The sequence below is a fragment of the Sinorhizobium medicae genome (genome assembly GCF_007827695.1).
GTDB classification, from domain to species: domain Bacteria; phylum Pseudomonadota; class Alphaproteobacteria; order Rhizobiales; family Rhizobiaceae; genus Sinorhizobium; species Sinorhizobium medicae.
The window spans coordinates 228,799-245,654 of record NZ_VITA01000005.1 but is presented as its reverse complement, the minus strand read 5'-3'; the positions used below and the strand labels follow the sequence as shown (position 1 = coordinate 245,654).

At 61.9% G+C, this 16,856-nt stretch carries 18 protein-coding genes; 15 read left to right on the top strand and 3 right to left on the bottom strand.

Annotation, left to right across the window (positions count from 1 at the left end):
* The first annotated feature begins 44 nt into the window (after nucleotides 1-44).
* From dnaN to FB009_RS10830, 7 genes are all read left to right on the top strand, one after another.
* Nucleotides 45-1,163 carry a DNA polymerase III subunit beta gene (gene dnaN / locus FB009_RS10860; RefSeq protein ID WP_012067738.1) on the top strand — a complete coding sequence of 373 codons (1,119 nt, stop codon included), beginning with the start codon at nucleotides 45-47 and terminating at the stop codon, nucleotides 1,161-1,163.
* A gap of 201 nt (nucleotides 1,164-1,364) precedes the next feature.
* Nucleotides 1,365-1,967, top strand: a complete 603-nt coding sequence (pmtA, locus tag FB009_RS10855; RefSeq protein ID WP_012067737.1) for a phospholipid N-methyltransferase PmtA — start codon at nucleotides 1,365-1,367, stop codon at nucleotides 1,965-1,967.
* A gap of 14 nt (nucleotides 1,968-1,981) precedes the next feature.
* The gene (locus tag FB009_RS10850; RefSeq protein ID WP_028054342.1) at nucleotides 1,982-2,563 is read left to right on the top strand and encodes a histidine phosphatase family protein; all 582 of its coding nucleotides are present in this window, start codon (nucleotides 1,982-1,984) and stop codon (nucleotides 2,561-2,563) included.
* A 7-nt stretch (nucleotides 2,564-2,570) separates the two neighbouring features.
* Entirely contained in the window at nucleotides 2,571-3,269 is a 699-nt protein-coding gene (pyrF, locus tag FB009_RS10845; protein ID WP_012067735.1) for an orotidine-5'-phosphate decarboxylase, read from the top strand.
* 104 nt (nucleotides 3,270-3,373) lie between these two features.
* A complete protein-coding gene (locus FB009_RS10840; protein ID WP_018013208.1) occupies nucleotides 3,374-3,661 on the top strand; it encodes a DUF1330 domain-containing protein in 288 nt (95 codons plus the stop codon).
* A gap of 120 nt (nucleotides 3,662-3,781) precedes the next feature.
* On the top strand, nucleotides 3,782-4,762 hold the full coding sequence (locus FB009_RS10835) for a complex I NDUFA9 subunit family protein (protein WP_012067733.1): 981 nt from the start codon (nucleotides 3,782-3,784) through the stop codon (nucleotides 4,760-4,762).
* 245 nt (nucleotides 4,763-5,007) lie between these two features.
* Nucleotides 5,008-5,169, top strand: coding sequence for a hypothetical protein (locus tag FB009_RS10830; RefSeq protein ID WP_012067732.1), 162 nt, complete (start codon nucleotides 5,008-5,010; stop codon nucleotides 5,167-5,169).
* 111 nt (nucleotides 5,170-5,280) lie between these two features.
* On the opposite strand, the gene FB009_RS10825 is transcribed toward FB009_RS10830, so the two are convergent.
* Complete coding sequence (locus tag FB009_RS10825; protein ID WP_012067731.1) at nucleotides 5,281-6,087, bottom strand: undecaprenyl-diphosphate phosphatase; 807 nt, start codon at nucleotides 6,085-6,087, stop codon at nucleotides 5,281-5,283.
* 156 nt (nucleotides 6,088-6,243) lie between these two features.
* Here FB009_RS10825 and FB009_RS10820 point away from each other — a divergent pair, with 156 nt between their 5' ends.
* The 8 genes from FB009_RS10820 to FB009_RS10780 all read left to right on the top strand — a co-directional run bounded on the left by FB009_RS10820 (nucleotide 6,244) and on the right by FB009_RS10780 (nucleotide 15,397).
* Complete coding sequence (locus FB009_RS10820) at nucleotides 6,244-6,936, top strand: glutathione S-transferase family protein (RefSeq protein WP_102045682.1); 693 nt, start codon at nucleotides 6,244-6,246, stop codon at nucleotides 6,934-6,936.
* A 10-nt stretch (nucleotides 6,937-6,946) separates the two neighbouring features.
* Nucleotides 6,947-8,110, top strand: a complete 1,164-nt coding sequence (gene queG / locus FB009_RS10815; RefSeq protein WP_012067729.1) for a tRNA epoxyqueuosine(34) reductase QueG — start codon at nucleotides 6,947-6,949, stop codon at nucleotides 8,108-8,110.
* Nucleotides 8,107-8,982, top strand: coding sequence for an SDR family oxidoreductase (locus tag FB009_RS10810; RefSeq protein ID WP_012067728.1), 876 nt, complete (start codon nucleotides 8,107-8,109; stop codon nucleotides 8,980-8,982). The genes queG and FB009_RS10810 overlap by 4 nt, the downstream gene beginning before the upstream one ends.
* Nucleotides 8,983-9,443: 461 nt before the next feature.
* Nucleotides 9,444-9,818: a septal ring lytic transglycosylase RlpA family protein gene (locus tag FB009_RS10800; RefSeq protein ID WP_012067726.1), complete on the top strand. Its 375-nt coding sequence runs from the start codon at nucleotides 9,444-9,446 to the stop codon at nucleotides 9,816-9,818.
* A 132-nt stretch (nucleotides 9,819-9,950) separates the two neighbouring features.
* Entirely contained in the window at nucleotides 9,951-11,240 is a 1,290-nt protein-coding gene (locus FB009_RS10795) for an RsmB/NOP family class I SAM-dependent RNA methyltransferase (RefSeq protein WP_012067725.1), read from the top strand.
* 144 nt (nucleotides 11,241-11,384) lie between these two features.
* Entirely contained in the window at nucleotides 11,385-12,665 is a 1,281-nt protein-coding gene (locus FB009_RS10790; RefSeq protein WP_012067724.1) for an imelysin family protein, read from the top strand.
* A 45-nt stretch (nucleotides 12,666-12,710) separates the two neighbouring features.
* Nucleotides 12,711-14,264, top strand: a complete 1,554-nt coding sequence (locus FB009_RS10785) for a di-heme oxidoreductase family protein (RefSeq protein WP_012067723.1) — start codon at nucleotides 12,711-12,713, stop codon at nucleotides 14,262-14,264.
* Nucleotides 14,264-15,397: an imelysin family protein gene (locus tag FB009_RS10780; protein WP_012067722.1), complete on the top strand. Its 1,134-nt coding sequence runs from the start codon at nucleotides 14,264-14,266 to the stop codon at nucleotides 15,395-15,397. Before FB009_RS10785 ends, FB009_RS10780 begins: the two co-directional genes overlap by 1 nt.
* Before the next feature lie 63 nt (nucleotides 15,398-15,460).
* Here FB009_RS10780 and FB009_RS10775 read toward each other — a convergent pair whose 3' ends face one another.
* Nucleotides 15,461-16,069 (bottom strand): invasion associated locus B family protein, encoded by a 609-nt coding sequence (locus tag FB009_RS10775; protein ID WP_012067721.1) that lies wholly within the window; start codon nucleotides 16,067-16,069, stop codon nucleotides 15,461-15,463.
* Between the two features lie 150 nt (nucleotides 16,070-16,219).
* Nucleotides 16,220-16,856, bottom strand: a 637-nt coding sequence (locus tag FB009_RS10770) for a YDG domain-containing protein (protein ID WP_234886174.1), incomplete at its 5' end; no start/stop codon positions are given.

The window sequence follows — 16,856 nt, the reverse complement described above, 5'->3', positions numbered from 1 at the left end:
GTGACCCTCGCCCGCCCCGGCAACGGTTGAAAGCGGTAGCATCCATGCGTATTACTCTAGAGCGGTCCAACCTGTTGAAATCGCTGAACCATGTCCACCGTGTGGTGGAACGGCGAAATACGATCCCGATCCTTTCGAACGTGCTCTTGCGCTCCGACGGCGCCAGTCTCGAAATGAAGGCGACCGACCTCGACCTGGAGATCACCGAGGCGACGCAGGCGCAGGTCGAGCAGGCGGGCGCCACGACCGTTCCGGCGCACCTGCTCTATGACATCGTGCGCAAGTTGCCCGACGGTTCAGAGGTGCTGCTTGCCACCAATGCGGAGGGCACGGCGATGACGGTCGCCTCCGGCCGCTCCAAATTTTCGCTGCAGTGCCTGCCCCAATCGGACTTCCCCGACCTGACCGCCGGCACGTTCTCGCATTCCTTCCGCCTGAAGGCGACCGATCTGAAGATGCTGATCGACCGCACGCAGTTCGCGATTTCGACGGAAGAGACGCGCTATTATCTGAACGGCATTTTCGTGCACACGGTCGAGAGCAACGGCGAACTGAAGCTGCGCGCCGTCGCGACCGACGGACACAGGCTCGCCCGTGCTGATGTCGAAGCCCCGTCCGGCTCCGAGGGCATGCCCGGCATCATCATCCCGCGCAAAACCGTAAGCGAATTGCAAAAATTGCTCGACAATCCCGACGTCGTCGTCACAGTCGAGGTCTCGGACGCGAAAATCCGGTTGACGATCGGCTCCATCGTCATGACGTCGAAGCTGATCGACGGGACCTTCCCCGACTATCAGCGCGTGATCCCCGCCAGCAATGACAAGGAATTGCGCGTCGACTGCCAGTCCTTCTCGCAGGCCGTCGACCGCGTCTCGACGATCTCGTCCGAACGCGGACGCGCCGTGAAGCTGGCACTCACCGATGGCCAGATGACGCTGACGGTAAACAACCCGGATTCGGGCAGCGCCACCGAAGAAGTGCCGGTCGGCTACGAAAGTGATCCGCTCGAGATCGGATTCAACGCAAAGTATCTTCTCGACATCACCGCGCAACTGACCGGCAGCGAGGCGGTCTTCCTGCTCGCAGATCCCGGTTCGCCGACGCTGGTACGCGACCTGGCCGCGGATGACGCGCTCTACGTCCTAATGCCGATGCGAGTCTAACGGCCTGTCGCAGGTACGGATGAAACCGCCCTTCGGCGCGCTTCATCCTATTTCCCGTCGCGCATTGTTCATGCACTGTCGCTTTTAGACGCAGCCGGACTTGTTTTTGCCGCAGATAGAAGCACATTATGAATAAATGCTCACGCAGCCCGGCGAATCACGATAAGAGCGCAGCTGCAATGATACATGCGAGGGGATTCGATGAGCTTGCGCTTGAGGGTGAAGGAAAAATTCGGTCGGAAATTCGACGAAGAAATCCGCTTCTTCAAGGGTTGGATGAGCAACAGCCGCGCCGTCGGCGCGATACTCCCGACATCCTCGGTGACGGCGCGCCGTATGGCAAGCGTCGTCGATCCGGACTCCGGCCTGCCCGTCCTTGAGCTTGGCCCCGGCACCGGCGTGATCACCAAGGCGATCCTCGAGCGCGGCATAGAGCCTGAAAAGCTGATATCGATCGAATATTCGACCGATTTCTACAACCAGCTCAAGGCGCAATTCGACGGCGTTCAGTTCATCAATGGCGACGCGTTTGATCTTGACCGCACGCTTGGTTCCCTGAAAGACCAGCAGTTCGACAGCGTCATTTCCGCCGTACCGCTTTTGAACTTCCCGATGCACCGCCGCGTCGAGCTGCTTGAAGACCTGCTCTCGCGCATCCCTTTCGGCCGCCCCGTCATTCAGATTTCCTACGGCCCGATGTCTCCGGTCGTCGCCGTGCCGGATAGCTACCGCATCCAGCATTTCGACTTCGTCGTGCGCAACATTCCGCCCGCACAGCTCTGGGTCTACCGCAAGACGCATTGACGGCGCTTAGTGCGGTGTTCGGCATCTATCTCACGCATCCACAGATCAGGATCGAACCCGCGGTTCCCGTACCGCAATGGGGTCTTTCCGAATTAGGCGCGGCCCGCGCGCGTGCCACGGCGAAGAAGCCATGGGTCCGTTTGCTTGGGCGCATCATCTCCAGCGGCGAGACGAAGGCGGTCGAAACGGCGCGGATACTGGCCGATGCTGCCGGTATTGCGACCGAAACGGACCAGGCGATGGGCGAGAACGACCGTTCCTCCACCGGTTTCCTGCCGCCGGACGCGTTCGAGAAGGCGGCCGATGAGTTCTTTGCCCGACCCGAGGCAAGCTTCGATGGCTGGGAGCGCGCCGTGGACGCACAGGCACGGATCTCGAGGGCCGTCTTTTCCATCCTCGACCGGCATGATCCGTCCATACCCATAGCGTTCATCGGCCATGGCGGCGTCGGCACGCTGCTCAAATGCCGGATGACTGGCACGGCGATCGCCCGCATCGCCGACCAGTTGCCGGGGGGCGGCAATCTCTTCGCCTTCCGTCTTGCGGATCGCGCCGTCACATGCGACTGGACGCCGATGGAAACCTGGCAGGGGTAGACTCGATATGAGCGCACGCGACCGGCTGATCGTCGGCCTTGATCTTCCAACGCTGGCCGAGGCCGAAAAAATCGTCTCGGCGCTCGGTGAGGAAGTCCTCTTCTATAAGATAGGCTACCAACTGGCATTCGCTGGCGGTCTCGACTTCGCGCGCGATCTCGCCGCGAGCGGCAAGCAGGTCTTTCTGGACATGAAGCTGCTCGACATCGACAACACGGTCGCGAAGGGCGTGGAGAACATCGTCAAGATGGGCGTGTCGATGCTGACGCTCCATGCCTATCCCAAGGCGATGAAATCAGCCGTCGAGGCGGCCAGAGGCTCAAACCTCTGCCTGCTTGCAGTGACGGTGCTCACCTCCATGGACGAGCAGGACGTGATGGATGCCGGCTACAATTATGATCCGCAAAGCCTGGTCCTGCGCCGTGCCGAGCAGGCACACGCCGCGGGCATGGGAGGCATTGTCTGCTCGGCGGCGGAGGCCGCCGCGGTGCGCAAGATCATTGGCGGCGACATGGCGCTGGTGACACCGGGCATCCGCCCGGCCGGCGCGGAAAAAGGCGACCAGAAGCGGGTGATGACGCCGGCCGATGCGCTTGCGGCCGGCTCGAGCCATCTCGTCGTCGGGCGGCCAATCGTTGCCGCGCCTGACCCTCTTGCAGCAAGCCGCGCGATTCTGGCCGAGATGGAGAGCGCCCTTTCCGGCTGATTGGCGCATACCCCACCGGACTGCGTCCGGCATGCTTGACCCCGGACACAATTTGCCGGAAGTAACTATCCCGTCTGCATTTCGCTGATGACGAGGAGCTCACAATGGCCAAAGGATACTGGATCGCTCGGGTCGATATAAGGGACCCCGAACGCTACAAGGACTATGTGGCGGCGGCAAAGCCCGCCTTCGAGAAATACGGCGCGTCCTTCCTCGCGCGCGGCGGGCAGTTCCAACGGCTCGAAGGTGCCGTTCGCGCCCGCAACGTCATCATTGAATTCCCCTCGCTTCAGGCGGCGGTCGATTGCTACAACTCGCCGGAATACCAGATTGCCGCGGCCATCCGACAGGAGGCCGCCGATGCCGAGATGGTGGTCGTCGAAGGCGTCTGAGGCGAGGTTCGGCGAAGCATCGAAGGAGGCCTCCGAAGCGCGCGGAATGGCCTTCACCTCGCTCGCCGCTTGGGCTATGTAGCAAGCAATTCTTCCATTGGCATCAGGAGTGCGTTTCTCATGACCTTGTCCAATCTTCCGCCGCTGGTGACGATTTTCGGCGGATCCGGATTTGTCGGCCGTCATGTGGTGCGCGCACTTGCCAAACGCGGCTACCGTATTCGCGTCGCCGTTCGCCGTCCGGATCTTGCCGGCCACCTGCAACCGCTCGGCAATGTCGGGCAGATCTCATTCGTTCAGGCCAACCTACGCTATCGCAACTCGGTCGATCGCGCGGTCGATGGCGCCGATCATGTGATCAATTGCGTCGGCGTACTCTTCGAAAACGGCCGCAACACCTTCGACGCGGTTCAGGATTTCGGTGCCCGGGCGGTCGCCGAGGCGGCGCGGGCGACGGGCGCAACTCTGACCCATATCTCGGCAATTGGTGCCGACGCGAGGTCCGACTCGAGCTATGCACGGACGAAGGGGCGCGCAGAGGCAGCGATCCTGGAGATACTTCCCACCGCCGTGATCCTTCGCCCCTCGATCATCTTTGGCCCCGAAGACGGCTTTTTCAACAAATTCGCCGAAATGGCTCGGTTCTCGCCGGTCCTGCCGCTCATCGGCGGCGGCAATACCAGGTTTCAGCCGGTTTACGTCACGGACGTCGCCGAGGCTGTGGCCCGCTCCGTCGACGGCAAGCTCGCGGGTGGCACGATCTACGAACTCGGTGGACCGCAGGTGCTCTCGTTCCGCGAATGTCTCGATATCATGCTGAAGACGATCGACCGCAAGCGCTCCTTCGTCTCGCTCCCCTTCGGCATCGCCTCTCTGATGGGCAGCGTCGCTTCGCTGGTGCCGTTCATCGAACCGCCGCTCACGGCCGATCAGGTCGTGTTGCTGAAATCGGACAATGTCGTTTCCGCAATGGCTGAAACTGAAGGGCGCACGTTTGCCGGTATAGGCATCGAGCCGACAATGCTCGAGTCGATCCTGCCGACCTATCTCGTACGCTATCGCCCGCACGGGCAATATACCCGCACCGGCCGCGCCGCCTGAGCCGCGGCTCCGCTGCGAACGCACTTACGCCTCCGGTTCGCCGGCGGCTTTTTTGCGGCCCCCACTGTGCCTATTTAGCAACAGCGTTGCAGTTCTGCAGCAGTTGAAAATCCGAATTCCGTTTACCGCAGATTCAGCTGGCCCTGATATTGATCATGACAGGATCGCAGCATAAACACCGCTCGCACTCACCGCTCAGCGGGCGCTGCCGGTGCAGACATCACACTCGAAAGGCATAACGTCCCATGGGCAAGTCGATCGCAATCTTTTTTGCGTCTGCGGCACTGATTATTCTGGCTGGCTCGTTCATGGCACCCGGCACCGTTGCCAGCAGCAACAAGGGCTGCACGCCGGCCTACGGTGTCAACCCGTGCACGACGGCGTCGATCGGGGTTTCCGGCGAGTAGGCCGGACATTTTCGCCTCGGCTTCGTGCCAGGCATTTTCCAGTTTTGGCGGGGGCCAGGAGCCGGGTGCGTTTCGAAGGAGACGCATCCGGCTTTATGTTTGCGGGTAGCGCTATCCTAGCAGCCACAATCCGACCAGGCCAGCGGTGCCGACGAGGATGCGCCAGATCGCAAAGGGCGTGAAGCCGCGATGCGATACGAAATCGAGCAGCGAACGCACCACGAAAATGCCGGCGATGAACGCGGCAATGAAACCGGCGGCGATCAGTCCGATATCGTCGATGGAGAGCGCTTCCCGATTCTTGTAAAGATCGAGCGCGAAAGCTCCCACCATTGTCGGCATGGCCAGGAAGAAGGAAAACTCCGCGGCGGAGCGCTTGTCGGTTCCCATCAGCAAGGCGCCGGCGATCGTCGCGCCGGAACGCGATGTGCCCGGGATCATGGCGAGGCACTGGAAGAGGCCGATCTTGAGGGCCAGCGACGGCGGATAATCGAACACGTCGGTATAGCGGGGCGTCAAGGGGAGACGGTCGATCACATAGAGAATGATGCCGCCGACGATCAGCACGACGCAGATCAGCATCGGCGTCTCGAAGAGCACCGACTTGATGAACCCATGCGCAGCCGCGCCGATCAGCGCCGCCGGGAGGAAGGCGAGGAGAACCGACAGGACGAAACGGCGCGCCCTGACGCTCGTGGGGAGGGCCAGCGCGATCGACAGCAGCTTCTGGAAATAGACGAGCAGGATCGCCAGTATGGCGCCGAGCTGGATCAGAACGGCGAAAGTATTTCCGGGCGACCTGAAGCCGAGAAAGTGCCCGGCGAGCAGCACATGCGCCGTCGACGACACCGGGATGAACTCCGTCAGCCCTTCGATAAGCCCGAGCACGAGCGCACTTATGATCGATTGATCCGCCATGAATTCGTTATTCCTGATATAATTGGATGTGGGAGGAGAAAGTCGATTCTCTTGTGTTTGCCACCGCAACTACCTATAGCTCCTTGTAACGAGCCGTGGCCAGTTGCATATGCCGCGACGCCAATATCCCCGAAAACAGCTGTAATCTGATCATCGATGCCGACACTGTATCATCACCCCATGTCCCCAGCTTCGCGGTTCGTACGCCTTATTCTCTCAGAATATGGCTATCAGACGGAGCTGAGCGAAGAACAGCCATGGGAGAACCGGCGTGACTTCCTGACGCTGAACCCTGCCGGTACGCTCCCTGTCTATGTCGACGACAGCATGCGCGCGCTCTGCGGCGCCACGATCATCTCCGAATATCTCGACGAGACCAGCGGCATCATGAAGCGCGACCGCCGCCTTCTTGCGGAGGACCCGTTTCAGCGCGCCGAGATCCGCCGGCTCGCCGAATGGTTCCTGCACAAGATGGAAGCCGACGTAACGCGCCCGCTGGTGCGTGAGCGCATCTTCAAGCTGCAGATGACTCCGGACCAGGGCGGCGGCGCGCCGGATTCGAAGGTTCTGCGCACCTCGCGCAGCAATATCCGCCAGCATATGAAGTATCTCTCCTGGCTCGCCGGATCGCGTCCCTGGCTTGCCGGCGACCGCATCTCCTATGCGGACCTCGCTGCCGCCGCGGCAATTTCCGTGCTCGACTATCTTGGAGAAATCGACTGGGCCGATGCGCCGGCCGCCAAGGAATGGTACCAGCGGCTGAAGTCGCGTCCATCCTTCCGGCCTCTGCTCGTCGAGCGCGTGCGCGGCGTGACCCCGGTCTCACATTATGCGGATCTCGACTTTTAAGGACGCAATCATGCCCGGCAACGCCGCAGAAGCGGAGATCCAGGGCAGGAAACGACGGACCCTCACCGCCTTCCTGAAGGAGGAAGCTGCGGCCAAGGGGTTTGACATCTGTCGCATCACGCATCCGGACGCCATCCCGCAAGCGCCGGAGCGGCTGAGGCAGTTCCTGGCCGATGGCTGCCACGGCACGATGGAGTGGCTTGCCGAAACCGAGGAGCGCCGATCCGACCCGCGCGTTCTCTGGGGGGATGTGCGCTCCATTACCCTCTTCGGCATGAATTACGCTCCTGAGGACGACCCGCGCGATGTCCTTGCCAAGCGCGACCGCGGCGCGATCTCCGTCTACGCCCGGAACCGAGATTATCACGACGTGGTCAAGGGCCGGCTCAAAGACATCGCAACGCGTTTCGCCGCCCGTGCGGGCGAGGACGTAAAGGTCTTCGTCGATACCGCACCGGTCATGGAGAAGCCGCTCGCGGAAAAGGCCGGGATAGGCTGGCAGGGCAAGCACACCAACCTGGTCAGCCGCGAGTTCGGCTCCTGGCTGTTTCTCGGCAGCCTTTTCACGACCGCCGAACTGGAACTGGACGAGCCCGAACGCGACCATTGCGGTTCCTGCCGGGCCTGCCTCGACGCCTGTCCGACCGATGCCTTTCCAGCGCCCTACCGAATCGATGCGCGACGCTGCATCTCTTATCTCACGATCGAGCACAAGGGACCGATTGCGCCGGAGTACCGGCCGCTGATCGGCAACCGCATCTATGGCTGCGACGATTGTCTCGCGGCCTGTCCCTGGAACAAGTTCGCGCGCTCGGCATCGGAGATGAAGCTGAAGGCGCGGAACGATCTTAGGGAACCGGAGCTCTCGTTTCTGCTGACCCTGGATGACGCAGCTTTCCGGACCTTCTTTTCCGGATCTCCCGTCAAGCGCATCGGGCGCGACCGGTTCGTCCGGAATGCCTTGATCGCCGCTGGCAATTCCGGCGAAAAGAGCCTGATACCGGTCTGCAAGTTGCTGGCGGCGGACCCCTCGCCGACCGTCAGAGGCATGGCGGTCTGGGCGCTTTCGCGGCTGACTTCAACCGCTGATCTGGCGGACTTCGGCCGGCAATGCGAAGCTGAAAATGATGACGCGGTTCTTTCGGAATGGAAAATGGCGGGAGTGAGCCTATGAATGTCCTGATCCTTGGTGCCGGCTATTCGGGCACGGCGATCGCGAGCGCGCTCGCTCCTTTGGCGAAATCCGTAACCGGCACCACTCGATCGGCAGAAAAGCTCGGCCGCCTCCAGGATGCCGGTATCCGCCCGATACTCTTCGACGGCGCGGAAATTTCGGACGAGCTCAAGGATGCGATGAGAGACACGACTCATCTCGTTCAATCGATCGCACCCGGCCGCGAAGGCGACCCGATGTTCCGCGCCGGCACGGCGCCGCTTACCGAGCTCATGCCCCGGCTTGAATGGGTGTGTTATCTTTCCACGGTCGGCGTTTATGGCGATCATGGCGGCGCCTGGGTCACGGAGGATACGCCGCTCAACCCGGTCTCGCAGCGCTCGCTGGAGCGTGTGGAAGCTGAAGGCGCCTGGCTCGAGCACGGTGCACGGCGCGGCGTTCCGGTGGCGGTGTTGCGGCTTGCGGGCATTTACGGCCCGGGCCGGAACGCGTTTCGCAACCTCTCCGAAGGAACGGCGCGCCGCATCATCAAGCCGAACCAGGTCTTCAACCGCATCCGTGTCGAAGACATCGGCGCGGCGAGCGCCTTCCTTGCGGCACGCGGCATGGGAGGGGTCTTCAACGTGACCGATAACGAACCGGCGCCGCCGCAGGATGTCGTCGAAGAAGCGGCCCGGCTGATGGGCATCGAACCGCCGCCGGAGATTCCCTTCGAAACCGCCGAGATGTCTGCGATGGCGCGCACATTCTATGGTGAGAACAAGCGTGTTTCCAACGCGCGGCTGCGCCAGGCGGGCTTTGATCCGGCCTTCCCGAACTATCGCGTGTCGCTTGCACAATTGTGGACATCCGGCGCCTGGAATCCGCGGTAAGCCCGCCAACCCCCGGAAGCGATCAGAATATCGCGCGCCGGACAAAGAAAGTCTGCGGCCAATTCGCAAGTATTGATTTATCGCGAATCACCTTGACTCGATAATGCTGTCACTTTTGCGTCAATACTTTGCCATTTTCCGCAACCTGAGCGATAGTAGCAAGAATTCGACGATCGAATTCGGCGGAATTTCATCGAAGGCGAAATTTTTAATGATTTTATTTCAGCAAGGGGTCGTTGCCCTCAACCTGCCGCCGTCGTGGGCGCTTAGTCGCTGATTCCAAAGAACTTCCAGCACGCTTTTAAACTAATTCAAACTGTCGCTGAATTTTAAATTTAACAACATATCAAGCATCCTTAATGGGACCTTAACGGTTGAGGCACGTTTTCGCCATCTTTGACCTCAATTAGCTCGATCAACAAAGGGAACTATTAAATTTTTCGAACCGAAGGGGGCATCGCTTGACGCCAGCGAAAATCAAGACTGCTGCCGCGGCAGCACTATTCACCGCCGGGATCGGGTTTGTCTCGGCCTCCGATAGTCAGGCAGCAGGCGCCGGTTGCGGCGGGGCATCCTGGTACGCGCTTTCCTCTAAAACGGCTTCCGGCGAAAGAATGAACGCCGCGCACCTGACCGCCGCACACCGGAAACTGAAGTTCGGCACCAAGGTTCAGGTCACCAATAAACGCAACGGCAAGTCCGTCATCGTCCGGATCAATGATCGCGGCCCGTTCATTCGCGGCCGGGTGATCGACCTCTCTAAGGCCGCCGCCTCGAAGATCGGCATGATCCGCTCGGGCACCGCCAGCATCTGTTACACGGTCGTGAATTCCTGACGGCACCAGGTTCGCCCGGCGCATCTCGGCGAACCAGACTGCAAGAGCCAACCACCCTGCCACATAATGCGGTCGCCGTCTTGCTCTTCGATGTCATCGCCGTTACCACGGCGAAAAAGGAGTTCATCGAAGATGCGATTGGGCGGAAGGCTCTCGGGAGCCATCGAGGTTCTTGACGATATCGAAAAGCGCAAGCGACCCGTCGCCGATGCGCTCAGGGACTGGGGCCTGTCCCACCGCTTCGCCGGCTCCGGCGATCGAGCCGCGATAGGCAATATCGTCTACGACGCCCTGCGGATGAAACTCTCCCACGCCTATCTCATGGACAGCGACAGTCCCGTTGCTCTCGCCCATGCGGTCCTCTACCGGCAATGGGGCTTTGACGTCGACACGCTTGCCGCGGAATTTGCCGACGACAGGTTCGCGCCCGAGCCGCCTTCCGAAGCCATGATGACGGCTTTCGATCAACGACGGCTCGAAGATGCGCCTCTGCATGTGCGGGCCGATATTCCGGAATGGACGCAAGCCTCGTTTGAAGAAAACTTCTCCGACGACTGGCTCGCCGAGGCGCAAGCGCTTGCCGGAAGGCCGACTCTGGACCTGCGCGTCAACACACTGAAAGCGACGCGGGAAAAGGTATTGAAGGCGCTGGAGCGCAGCGGCGCCGAGCCTGCAACGATTGCCCGGCACGGCGTGCGCATCCCCGCTGGCGAGGGCGCTTCGCGCCTGCCGAACGTTACGGCGGAAGTCTCGTTCCAGAAGGGTTGGTTCGAGGTTCAGGACGAAGGCTCGCAGATCGTCGCTGATCTCGTATTCCCGCGCGAGGGTGAGCAGGTGCTCGATTATTGCGCCGGCGGCGGCGGCAAGACGCTGGCCATCTCGGCGGCGATGAACAACAAGGGGCAGGTCCACGCTTACGACGCCGACCGCAAACGGCTGGCACCGATCATCGAGCGGCTGAAGCGTGCCGGCACCAGAAATGTCCAGGTGCATGAAACGGCCGGTTCACTTGCGTCCCTCGTCGGTCGTGCCGATCGCGTGCTCGTCGATGCGCCGTGCACCGGAACCGGAACCTGGCGGCGCCGTCCGGATACGAAATGGCGCCTGACGCAGAAGAACCTCGAGGAGCGATTGGCCCAGCAGGAAGAGGCGCTCGCCGGCGCCGCCCGGTTCGTGCGTCCCGGCGGACATCTGATCTATGTCACCTGTTCCGTGCTTCCGGAGGAGAACGAGTCGCAGGTCTACGGTTTCTGCGACGACAATCCGGAATTCGAGGTGCTTTCGGCCGCCGACAACTGGGCAGCCCTCTTCGGCACCGACAGGCCGCAACCCTGGTCCGCCGATATGAAGACCGTGACGCTGACGCCGGCTTCAACCGGAACGGACGGCTTTTTCTTCTGCCTCATGGGGCGGAAAAACTAGCGTTTGCGTCTCCTGGGGCGGCGCTGCAACTTCAAGCCATTCTAAACTATACACTTTGACACCAGTTTGCTTTTGGTCCATGACTCTTGCGCTTTCACGGGGCTGGAGCCTGTGCGCTCTACCGACGAGCATAAGGAGAGGATCATGACCAAGAATTTCATCCGCACCGCTGCACTGGCGCTCATGACGGCGACATCGGCGCTGGCGTTGCAACCGGCAAATGCGGCCCCCGATGCCGCCGCGGTCGTCAAGCATTACGCAGCCGTCGCACATGCCAAATACGAGGACGCGCTGACGACGGCTGAGGCACTGGACAAGGCCGTCGATGCGCTGATCGCAAGCCCGAGCGAAGAAACGCTGAAGGCCGCGCGCGAGGCCTGGCTCAAGGCACGCAACCCTTATCAGGAAACCGAAGTCTACCGTTTCGGCAATACGATCGTCGACGAATGGGAAGGCAAAGTGAATGCCTGGCCGCTCGACGAGGGCCTCATCGACTATGTCGACGCGAGCTACGGCACCGAAAGCGATGAAAACGCCCTCTTCACCGCCAATGTGATCGCCAACAAGGTGCTCAAGATCGACGGACAGGATGTCGATGCGACGAGCATCACGCCGGAGCTCATTTCCGGCACGCTGCAGGAAGCCGGCGGCATCGAGGCGAATGTCGCGACCGGCTATCATGCGATCGAATTCCTGCTCTGGGGACAGGATCTGAACGGGACTGGTCCCGGCGCCGGCAACCGGTCCTACACGGATTTCGACACCGAGGCCTGCACCAATGGCAATTGCGACCGCCGCGCCGCCTATCTGAAGGCGGCCACCAGCCTGCTCGTCGCCGACCTCAAGGAAATGGTCGCGAACTGGACTCCCGACGGCGCAGCCACCAAGGCTGTCGAGGCGGATCCGAAGGCCGGCCTGGTCGCGATCCTGACCGGCATGGGTTCGCTCTCTTATGGCGAGCTTGCGGGCGAACGCATGAAGCTCGGCCTGCTTCTCCATGATCCGGAAGAGGAACACGATTGCTTCTCCGACAACACCCACAACTCGCATCTCCACGACGCGATCGGCATCCAGTCGGCCTATAGCGGTGAATATACCCGCGTCGACGGCGGCAAGCTTACCGGTCCCTCCCTCTCCGAACTGGTCGGCGCCAAGGACGCGGCCCTCGACAAGGAGATGAAGGACAATCTGGGCGCCACGGTCGAAAAGATGCAGGCGATGGCCAAGCGCGCCGAGACGGTCGAAGCCTACGACCAGATGATCGGTGAGGGAAATGCGGAGGGCAACGCAACGGTTCAGGCCGCAATCGACGGGCTGATCGCCCAGGCCAAGACGGTCGAACGGGTCATCGCCGCGCTCGAACTCGGCACCGTCGAGCTTGAAGGTTCCGACAGCCTGGACAATCCCGGAGCGGTCTTCCAATAAGCTGAAAAGGCGGGCCGCTGCGGACAGGCGGCCCGGCCCTCTTCGATGAGGATAATCGCCCGCTTCCTTGCGCTGCCGCTGGTCGCGCTTATCGGTATCGCCCCCGCGACGTTGGCGGGCAACATCCGCGGCTGGGCGGATGGCGGGATCGACACCCGCGCGACACGCGACGACCTTTCCGCACACGACCTCGAGCGCGTCACGGAGGTCACGCGACCGGCAACGGGCTTTTCCGAAGCCGAGCCTTTCGAGACGATGCCTGGCGGTGCCACTACGACGCCCGGATCTCGCGATCGGATGATCTTCTCGCACGCCTCCGCCAATCTCGCCTTCGAGGACGAACAGGATTTCCATCTCGGCAAGGCGCTTTTTGAAAAGCTCTGGGTCTCTTCGCCTTCCTCGACGCAGGCGTCGGACGGACTTGGGCCGCTCTACAATGCCCGAGCCTGTGAGACGTGCCACATGCGCGGCGGGCGCGGACGTCCCCCCGAGCCGAAGGCTGAGTCGGCGTCGATGCTGTTCCGTCTCGCCCGCGCTCCGCGCGGCGAAGCAGAGCGCGAGGCGATCGCTTCGCACAAGGCGCTTAATTTTCCCGATCCGGTCTACGGTACGCAGCTTCAGGGCAGCGCCGTGCCGGGGCTTTCGGCCGAGGGCGGACTGCGGATCATTTATACGGAAGTGCCGGTGACGCTTGCCGGCGGCGAAACCATCTCCCTCCGCAAGCCTCGTTACTCGGTCGCGGAACCCGCCTACGGGCCGCTCGACACAGCAACGACGCTCTCTCCGCGCGTCGCGTCACCGATGATCGGCATCGGCCTCGTCGAAGCTATCCCCGAGGGCGACATTCTGGCGCGCGCGGATCCGGAAGACCGCAACGGTGACGGCGTCAGCGGACGCGCGGCCTTCGTGCGCGAACGCCGGAGCGGCCTCGTTGCGCTCGGCCGGTTCGGATGGAAAGCGCAGAACCCGACCGTACGCCAGCAGGTCGCAGACGCCTTTGCCTTCGACATCGGCATTTCCACCTCCGATCTCGATCGCAGCCATGGCGATTGCACGTCGGGCCAGACGGCTTGTCTCGCTCTGCCGGACGGGGTGCAGCGCCGGCTTGGAACAGCCGAAGCGCCCGATCCGGTCCTCGATCTGGTGACATTCTATTCCTCGAACCTCGCCGTACCCGCTCGCCGCAAGGCAAGCTCCTCGAGGACGTTGAAGGGCAAACGGCTCTTTTACGAAGCGGGCTGCGCCATCTGCCATACGCCGAAATTCGTGACCCGGCGCGACGCCGTACACAAGGCGCAGGCGTTTCAACTCATCTGGCCCTATTCCGACTTCCTCCTGCACGACATGGGTGCGGGCCTCGCCGACGGCCAGCAAGTCGGCGAGGCCACCGGTCGCGAATGGCGCACGCCCCCGCTCTGGGGCACAGGCTTGACCGAGACGGTAAGCGGGCACAGTTTTCTGCTCCATGACGGACGCGCGCGCAATCTTACCGAAGCTGTCCTCTGGCACGGCGGCGAGGCGGAGAAGGCCCGCAATGCGTTTGCCGCCATGCCGAAGGACGACCGCGAAGCCCTGATCACATTTCTGGAGTCCCTCTGATGCGCCTGAGCTCCCCCCTCACGAGTCTTCCCCTGGCTCTTAGCCTCGTATTCGCGCTGGCCCCCGCGGCGGCGCAGGAGGAGGACGCGCTTTCGCCGCGCGCTGTCAACGAGGCAGCCGTGCCGAGCGTAATGGCCCGGGCCGTGGACGGGTTCATCATCCCCGGCTATCGCGACCTTGCGGAGGCGACGAACAGCCTCTCCGATGCGAGTGCGGCGCTGTGCAAGTCACCGTCCGATGCGACGCTCGATGTCGCACGGTCGGCCTTTTCCAGCGTCGTTCAGGCGTGGTCCGCGATCGAGATCATCCGCCTCGGCCCGGCCCTCGAACAAAATCGCTTCGAACGGTTCCTCTTTTATCCCGACCGGAAGAGCACCGGCCGGAAGCAAGTTCAGGCAATTCTTGCCAAGCAAGACGAAAGCGCCACCACGGCGGAGAGTCTCAAGGGGAAGAGCGTGGCGGTCCAGGGGCTCGGGGCACTCGAATTGGTGCTTTATGGCAACGGAGCAGAGATCCTCTCGAGCGGGAGCGGCGGCTTTCGCTGCCGCTACGGGCTTGCCGTTTCGCAGAATTTGAGGAACATAGCGGGAGAGTTCCTTGCGGAATGGGAAAAGCCGGACGGCATCCAGGCCGCCTGGAAGAAGCCCGGAACCAGCAATCCGCTCTTCCGCGATAACAAGGAAGCCGCGACCGAGCTTCTGGGCGTTCTCGTCCACAGCGTCGAGATGGTCAAGGATCAGCGCCTTCGCCCGTTCTATGCCGGCACGATCGACGGCAAGCCGGACAAAGGGCGCCCGAAGCTTGCGATCTACTGGCGTTCGGTCAACACGATGCCGGCGATATCAGCGAATTTCAGTGCCCTGCAAAGGCTCTTCGATACCGCCGGCATGGAAGAGCTTCTACCGGCCGACAGCCGTTCGATTGCCGGCTCCATCGACTTCCTTTTCAAGGCCCTGATTGCGGCTGCGGATCGTATGGAGGGTCCCGTCGACGCAGCGCTTGCCGACGAAAGGCAGCGCGCCACACTCGATTTCATTGCGCTCAACACGGCCGACCTGCTCGACCGGCTCAACCGCCAATTCGGGGCATCGATCGGGCTAGGCGCCGGTTTCTCCTTCGCCGACGGCGATTGACAACCCTTCGATCAGCTCGCAAAAACCGCAAAGATAATTGTTCAGGAATTCCTTATGCGCTGATTATGGTAATCGCCGCGGCGGTTTCTGATTCTCGGTCTTGTTCCCTTTGTCTTGCGCCCACTGGCGGTTACGGTCGATCATGACATCGGATGCCGCTGTGAAGCCCTTGAAGGAGAGCGGGACGACCAGCGGTTTACCGTTTCCATCGATAATGGCGAGCACACCCTTGTTGCCGCGCCGGAACGGGGTAAGCATCTGGGCGTCCAGCAGCGCCTCGATGTAACACCCCCCCGCATCGCAACGCGTGAACTTGAGGTCCTTGATATCATGCGCATCGTCGATACGGACCAATACACCACCCGAAATCAGTACGCCCAGGGGAACGATGACTTGCACGCCATACCGCTCGCGATCGCCGGCATGGGCGATCGACAGGCGCATGACCTGCGCCCCGGTCTTATTGTCGGTGGCCACCTGAACAATGTCGCAGGGCGGAACGCCCTCGCGGGTGGCGCAGCGCACCGACCAGTCGCCGTAGCTTTCGGTCGTCCAGTCAGGCGTTGCAGCCTCCTGATCCTGCGCCAGCGCCAGCCTGCCATAACCACTGAAGCTCCCGATGAGGGCAGCCAGGAAAACCGCCCTCAATGCGTTCTGCACACATGTTTTCATTCTAAAGATCCGCTCAATGTTTCTGCTTGCTGGGCTGCGGGCCCTCGCCCACCCTCCCGTTTCGACGACGATCCGTCATCGTCGCCTCCTGTTTGCGCCTGGCCTGGTCGCCAACGTCATACTCACAACCTGCCCTGCACTTCGTTCTTTCTATAGGCTACCGCTCATACAGGTTGCGACCTGCCACCCCGTGACATCGACGGGCGAGCCGACCAGTTTCAACACCCGCCCCTCCGGCTCCATGCAGTTCACCAGCAAACCAGCGCCCGAGTCGAGGCGGTTACCGGTTCTGATTCCCAGCGTCTCATCCAAGCTCACGCGGTCCGGCTTGCCCGACTCTTCCTGATCGAACAAGGGCTCTACGACCTGCTTGACGCTGTCATCCCACGGGGTGACGGCCGACGTGATCTCCCCGATCGCCGCGCTCGCCGCACTCGAGCCGAGCAGATAGTTGGCCTTATCCACACCCGACAGACTAAGCCCGGCAACGCTCACCGTCTTGCCTGTGCCGATATCCGCGGTATCGTAATTGCTCGACAGGAGCACAATCGAAACGACGTCGCCCGGCACAAGGCCCGACAGGCTGTAATTGCCGGGAGACAGCGTCGCTGCCGTCGCGCCGTCATAGACCTTCGACACCGTACCGCTGAGCGAAACCGTCAGCACACGCGCCGTGATCTCGCTGGCGGTGTTATCGGCATAGGTCAGGATGTAGTTGCCGCCGGAATTGCCGTCATTGAGCGTCACATCCGAAACCGTCACCGTCTTGCCGGCGCCCGCATGCTTG

What these genes read in the sequence shown, in the direction of transcription:
- FB009_RS10835 (WP_012067733.1), top strand. Translation starts at nt 3,782, where the DNA reads ATGACCTTGTCCAATCTTCCGCCGCTGGTGACGATTTTCGGCGGATCC.
- queG (WP_012067729.1), top strand. Translation starts at nt 6,947, where the DNA reads ATGCCCGGCAACGCCGCAGAAGCGGAGATCCAGGGCAGGAAACGACGG.
- pyrF (WP_012067735.1), top strand. Translation starts at nt 2,571, where the DNA reads ATGAGCGCACGCGACCGGCTGATCGTCGGCCTTGATCTTCCAACGCTG.
- FB009_RS10785 (WP_012067723.1), top strand. Translation starts at nt 12,711, where the DNA reads ATGAGGATAATCGCCCGCTTCCTTGCGCTGCCGCTGGTCGCGCTTATC.
- FB009_RS10780 (WP_012067722.1), top strand. Translation starts at nt 14,264, where the DNA reads ATGCGCCTGAGCTCCCCCCTCACGAGTCTTCCCCTGGCTCTTAGCCTC.
- FB009_RS10810 (WP_012067728.1), top strand. Translation starts at nt 8,107, where the DNA reads ATGAATGTCCTGATCCTTGGTGCCGGCTATTCGGGCACGGCGATCGCG.
- FB009_RS10795 (WP_012067725.1), top strand. Translation starts at nt 9,951, where the DNA reads ATGCGATTGGGCGGAAGGCTCTCGGGAGCCATCGAGGTTCTTGACGAT.
- FB009_RS10790 (WP_012067724.1), top strand. Translation starts at nt 11,385, where the DNA reads ATGACCAAGAATTTCATCCGCACCGCTGCACTGGCGCTCATGACGGCG.
- FB009_RS10830 (WP_012067732.1), top strand. Translation starts at nt 5,008, where the DNA reads ATGGGCAAGTCGATCGCAATCTTTTTTGCGTCTGCGGCACTGATTATT.
- FB009_RS10825 (WP_012067731.1), bottom strand. Translation starts at nt 6,087, where the DNA reads ATGGCGGATCAATCGATCATAAGTGCGCTCGTGCTCGGGCTTATCGAA.
- FB009_RS10820 (WP_102045682.1), top strand. Translation starts at nt 6,244, where the DNA reads ATGCCGACACTGTATCATCACCCCATGTCCCCAGCTTCGCGGTTCGTA.
- pmtA (WP_012067737.1), top strand. Translation starts at nt 1,365, where the DNA reads ATGAGCTTGCGCTTGAGGGTGAAGGAAAAATTCGGTCGGAAATTCGAC.
- FB009_RS10775 (WP_012067721.1), bottom strand. Translation starts at nt 16,069, where the DNA reads ATGAAAACATGTGTGCAGAACGCATTGAGGGCGGTTTTCCTGGCTGCC.
- FB009_RS10840 (WP_018013208.1), top strand. Translation starts at nt 3,374, where the DNA reads ATGGCCAAAGGATACTGGATCGCTCGGGTCGATATAAGGGACCCCGAA.
- dnaN (WP_012067738.1), top strand. Translation starts at nt 45, where the DNA reads ATGCGTATTACTCTAGAGCGGTCCAACCTGTTGAAATCGCTGAACCAT.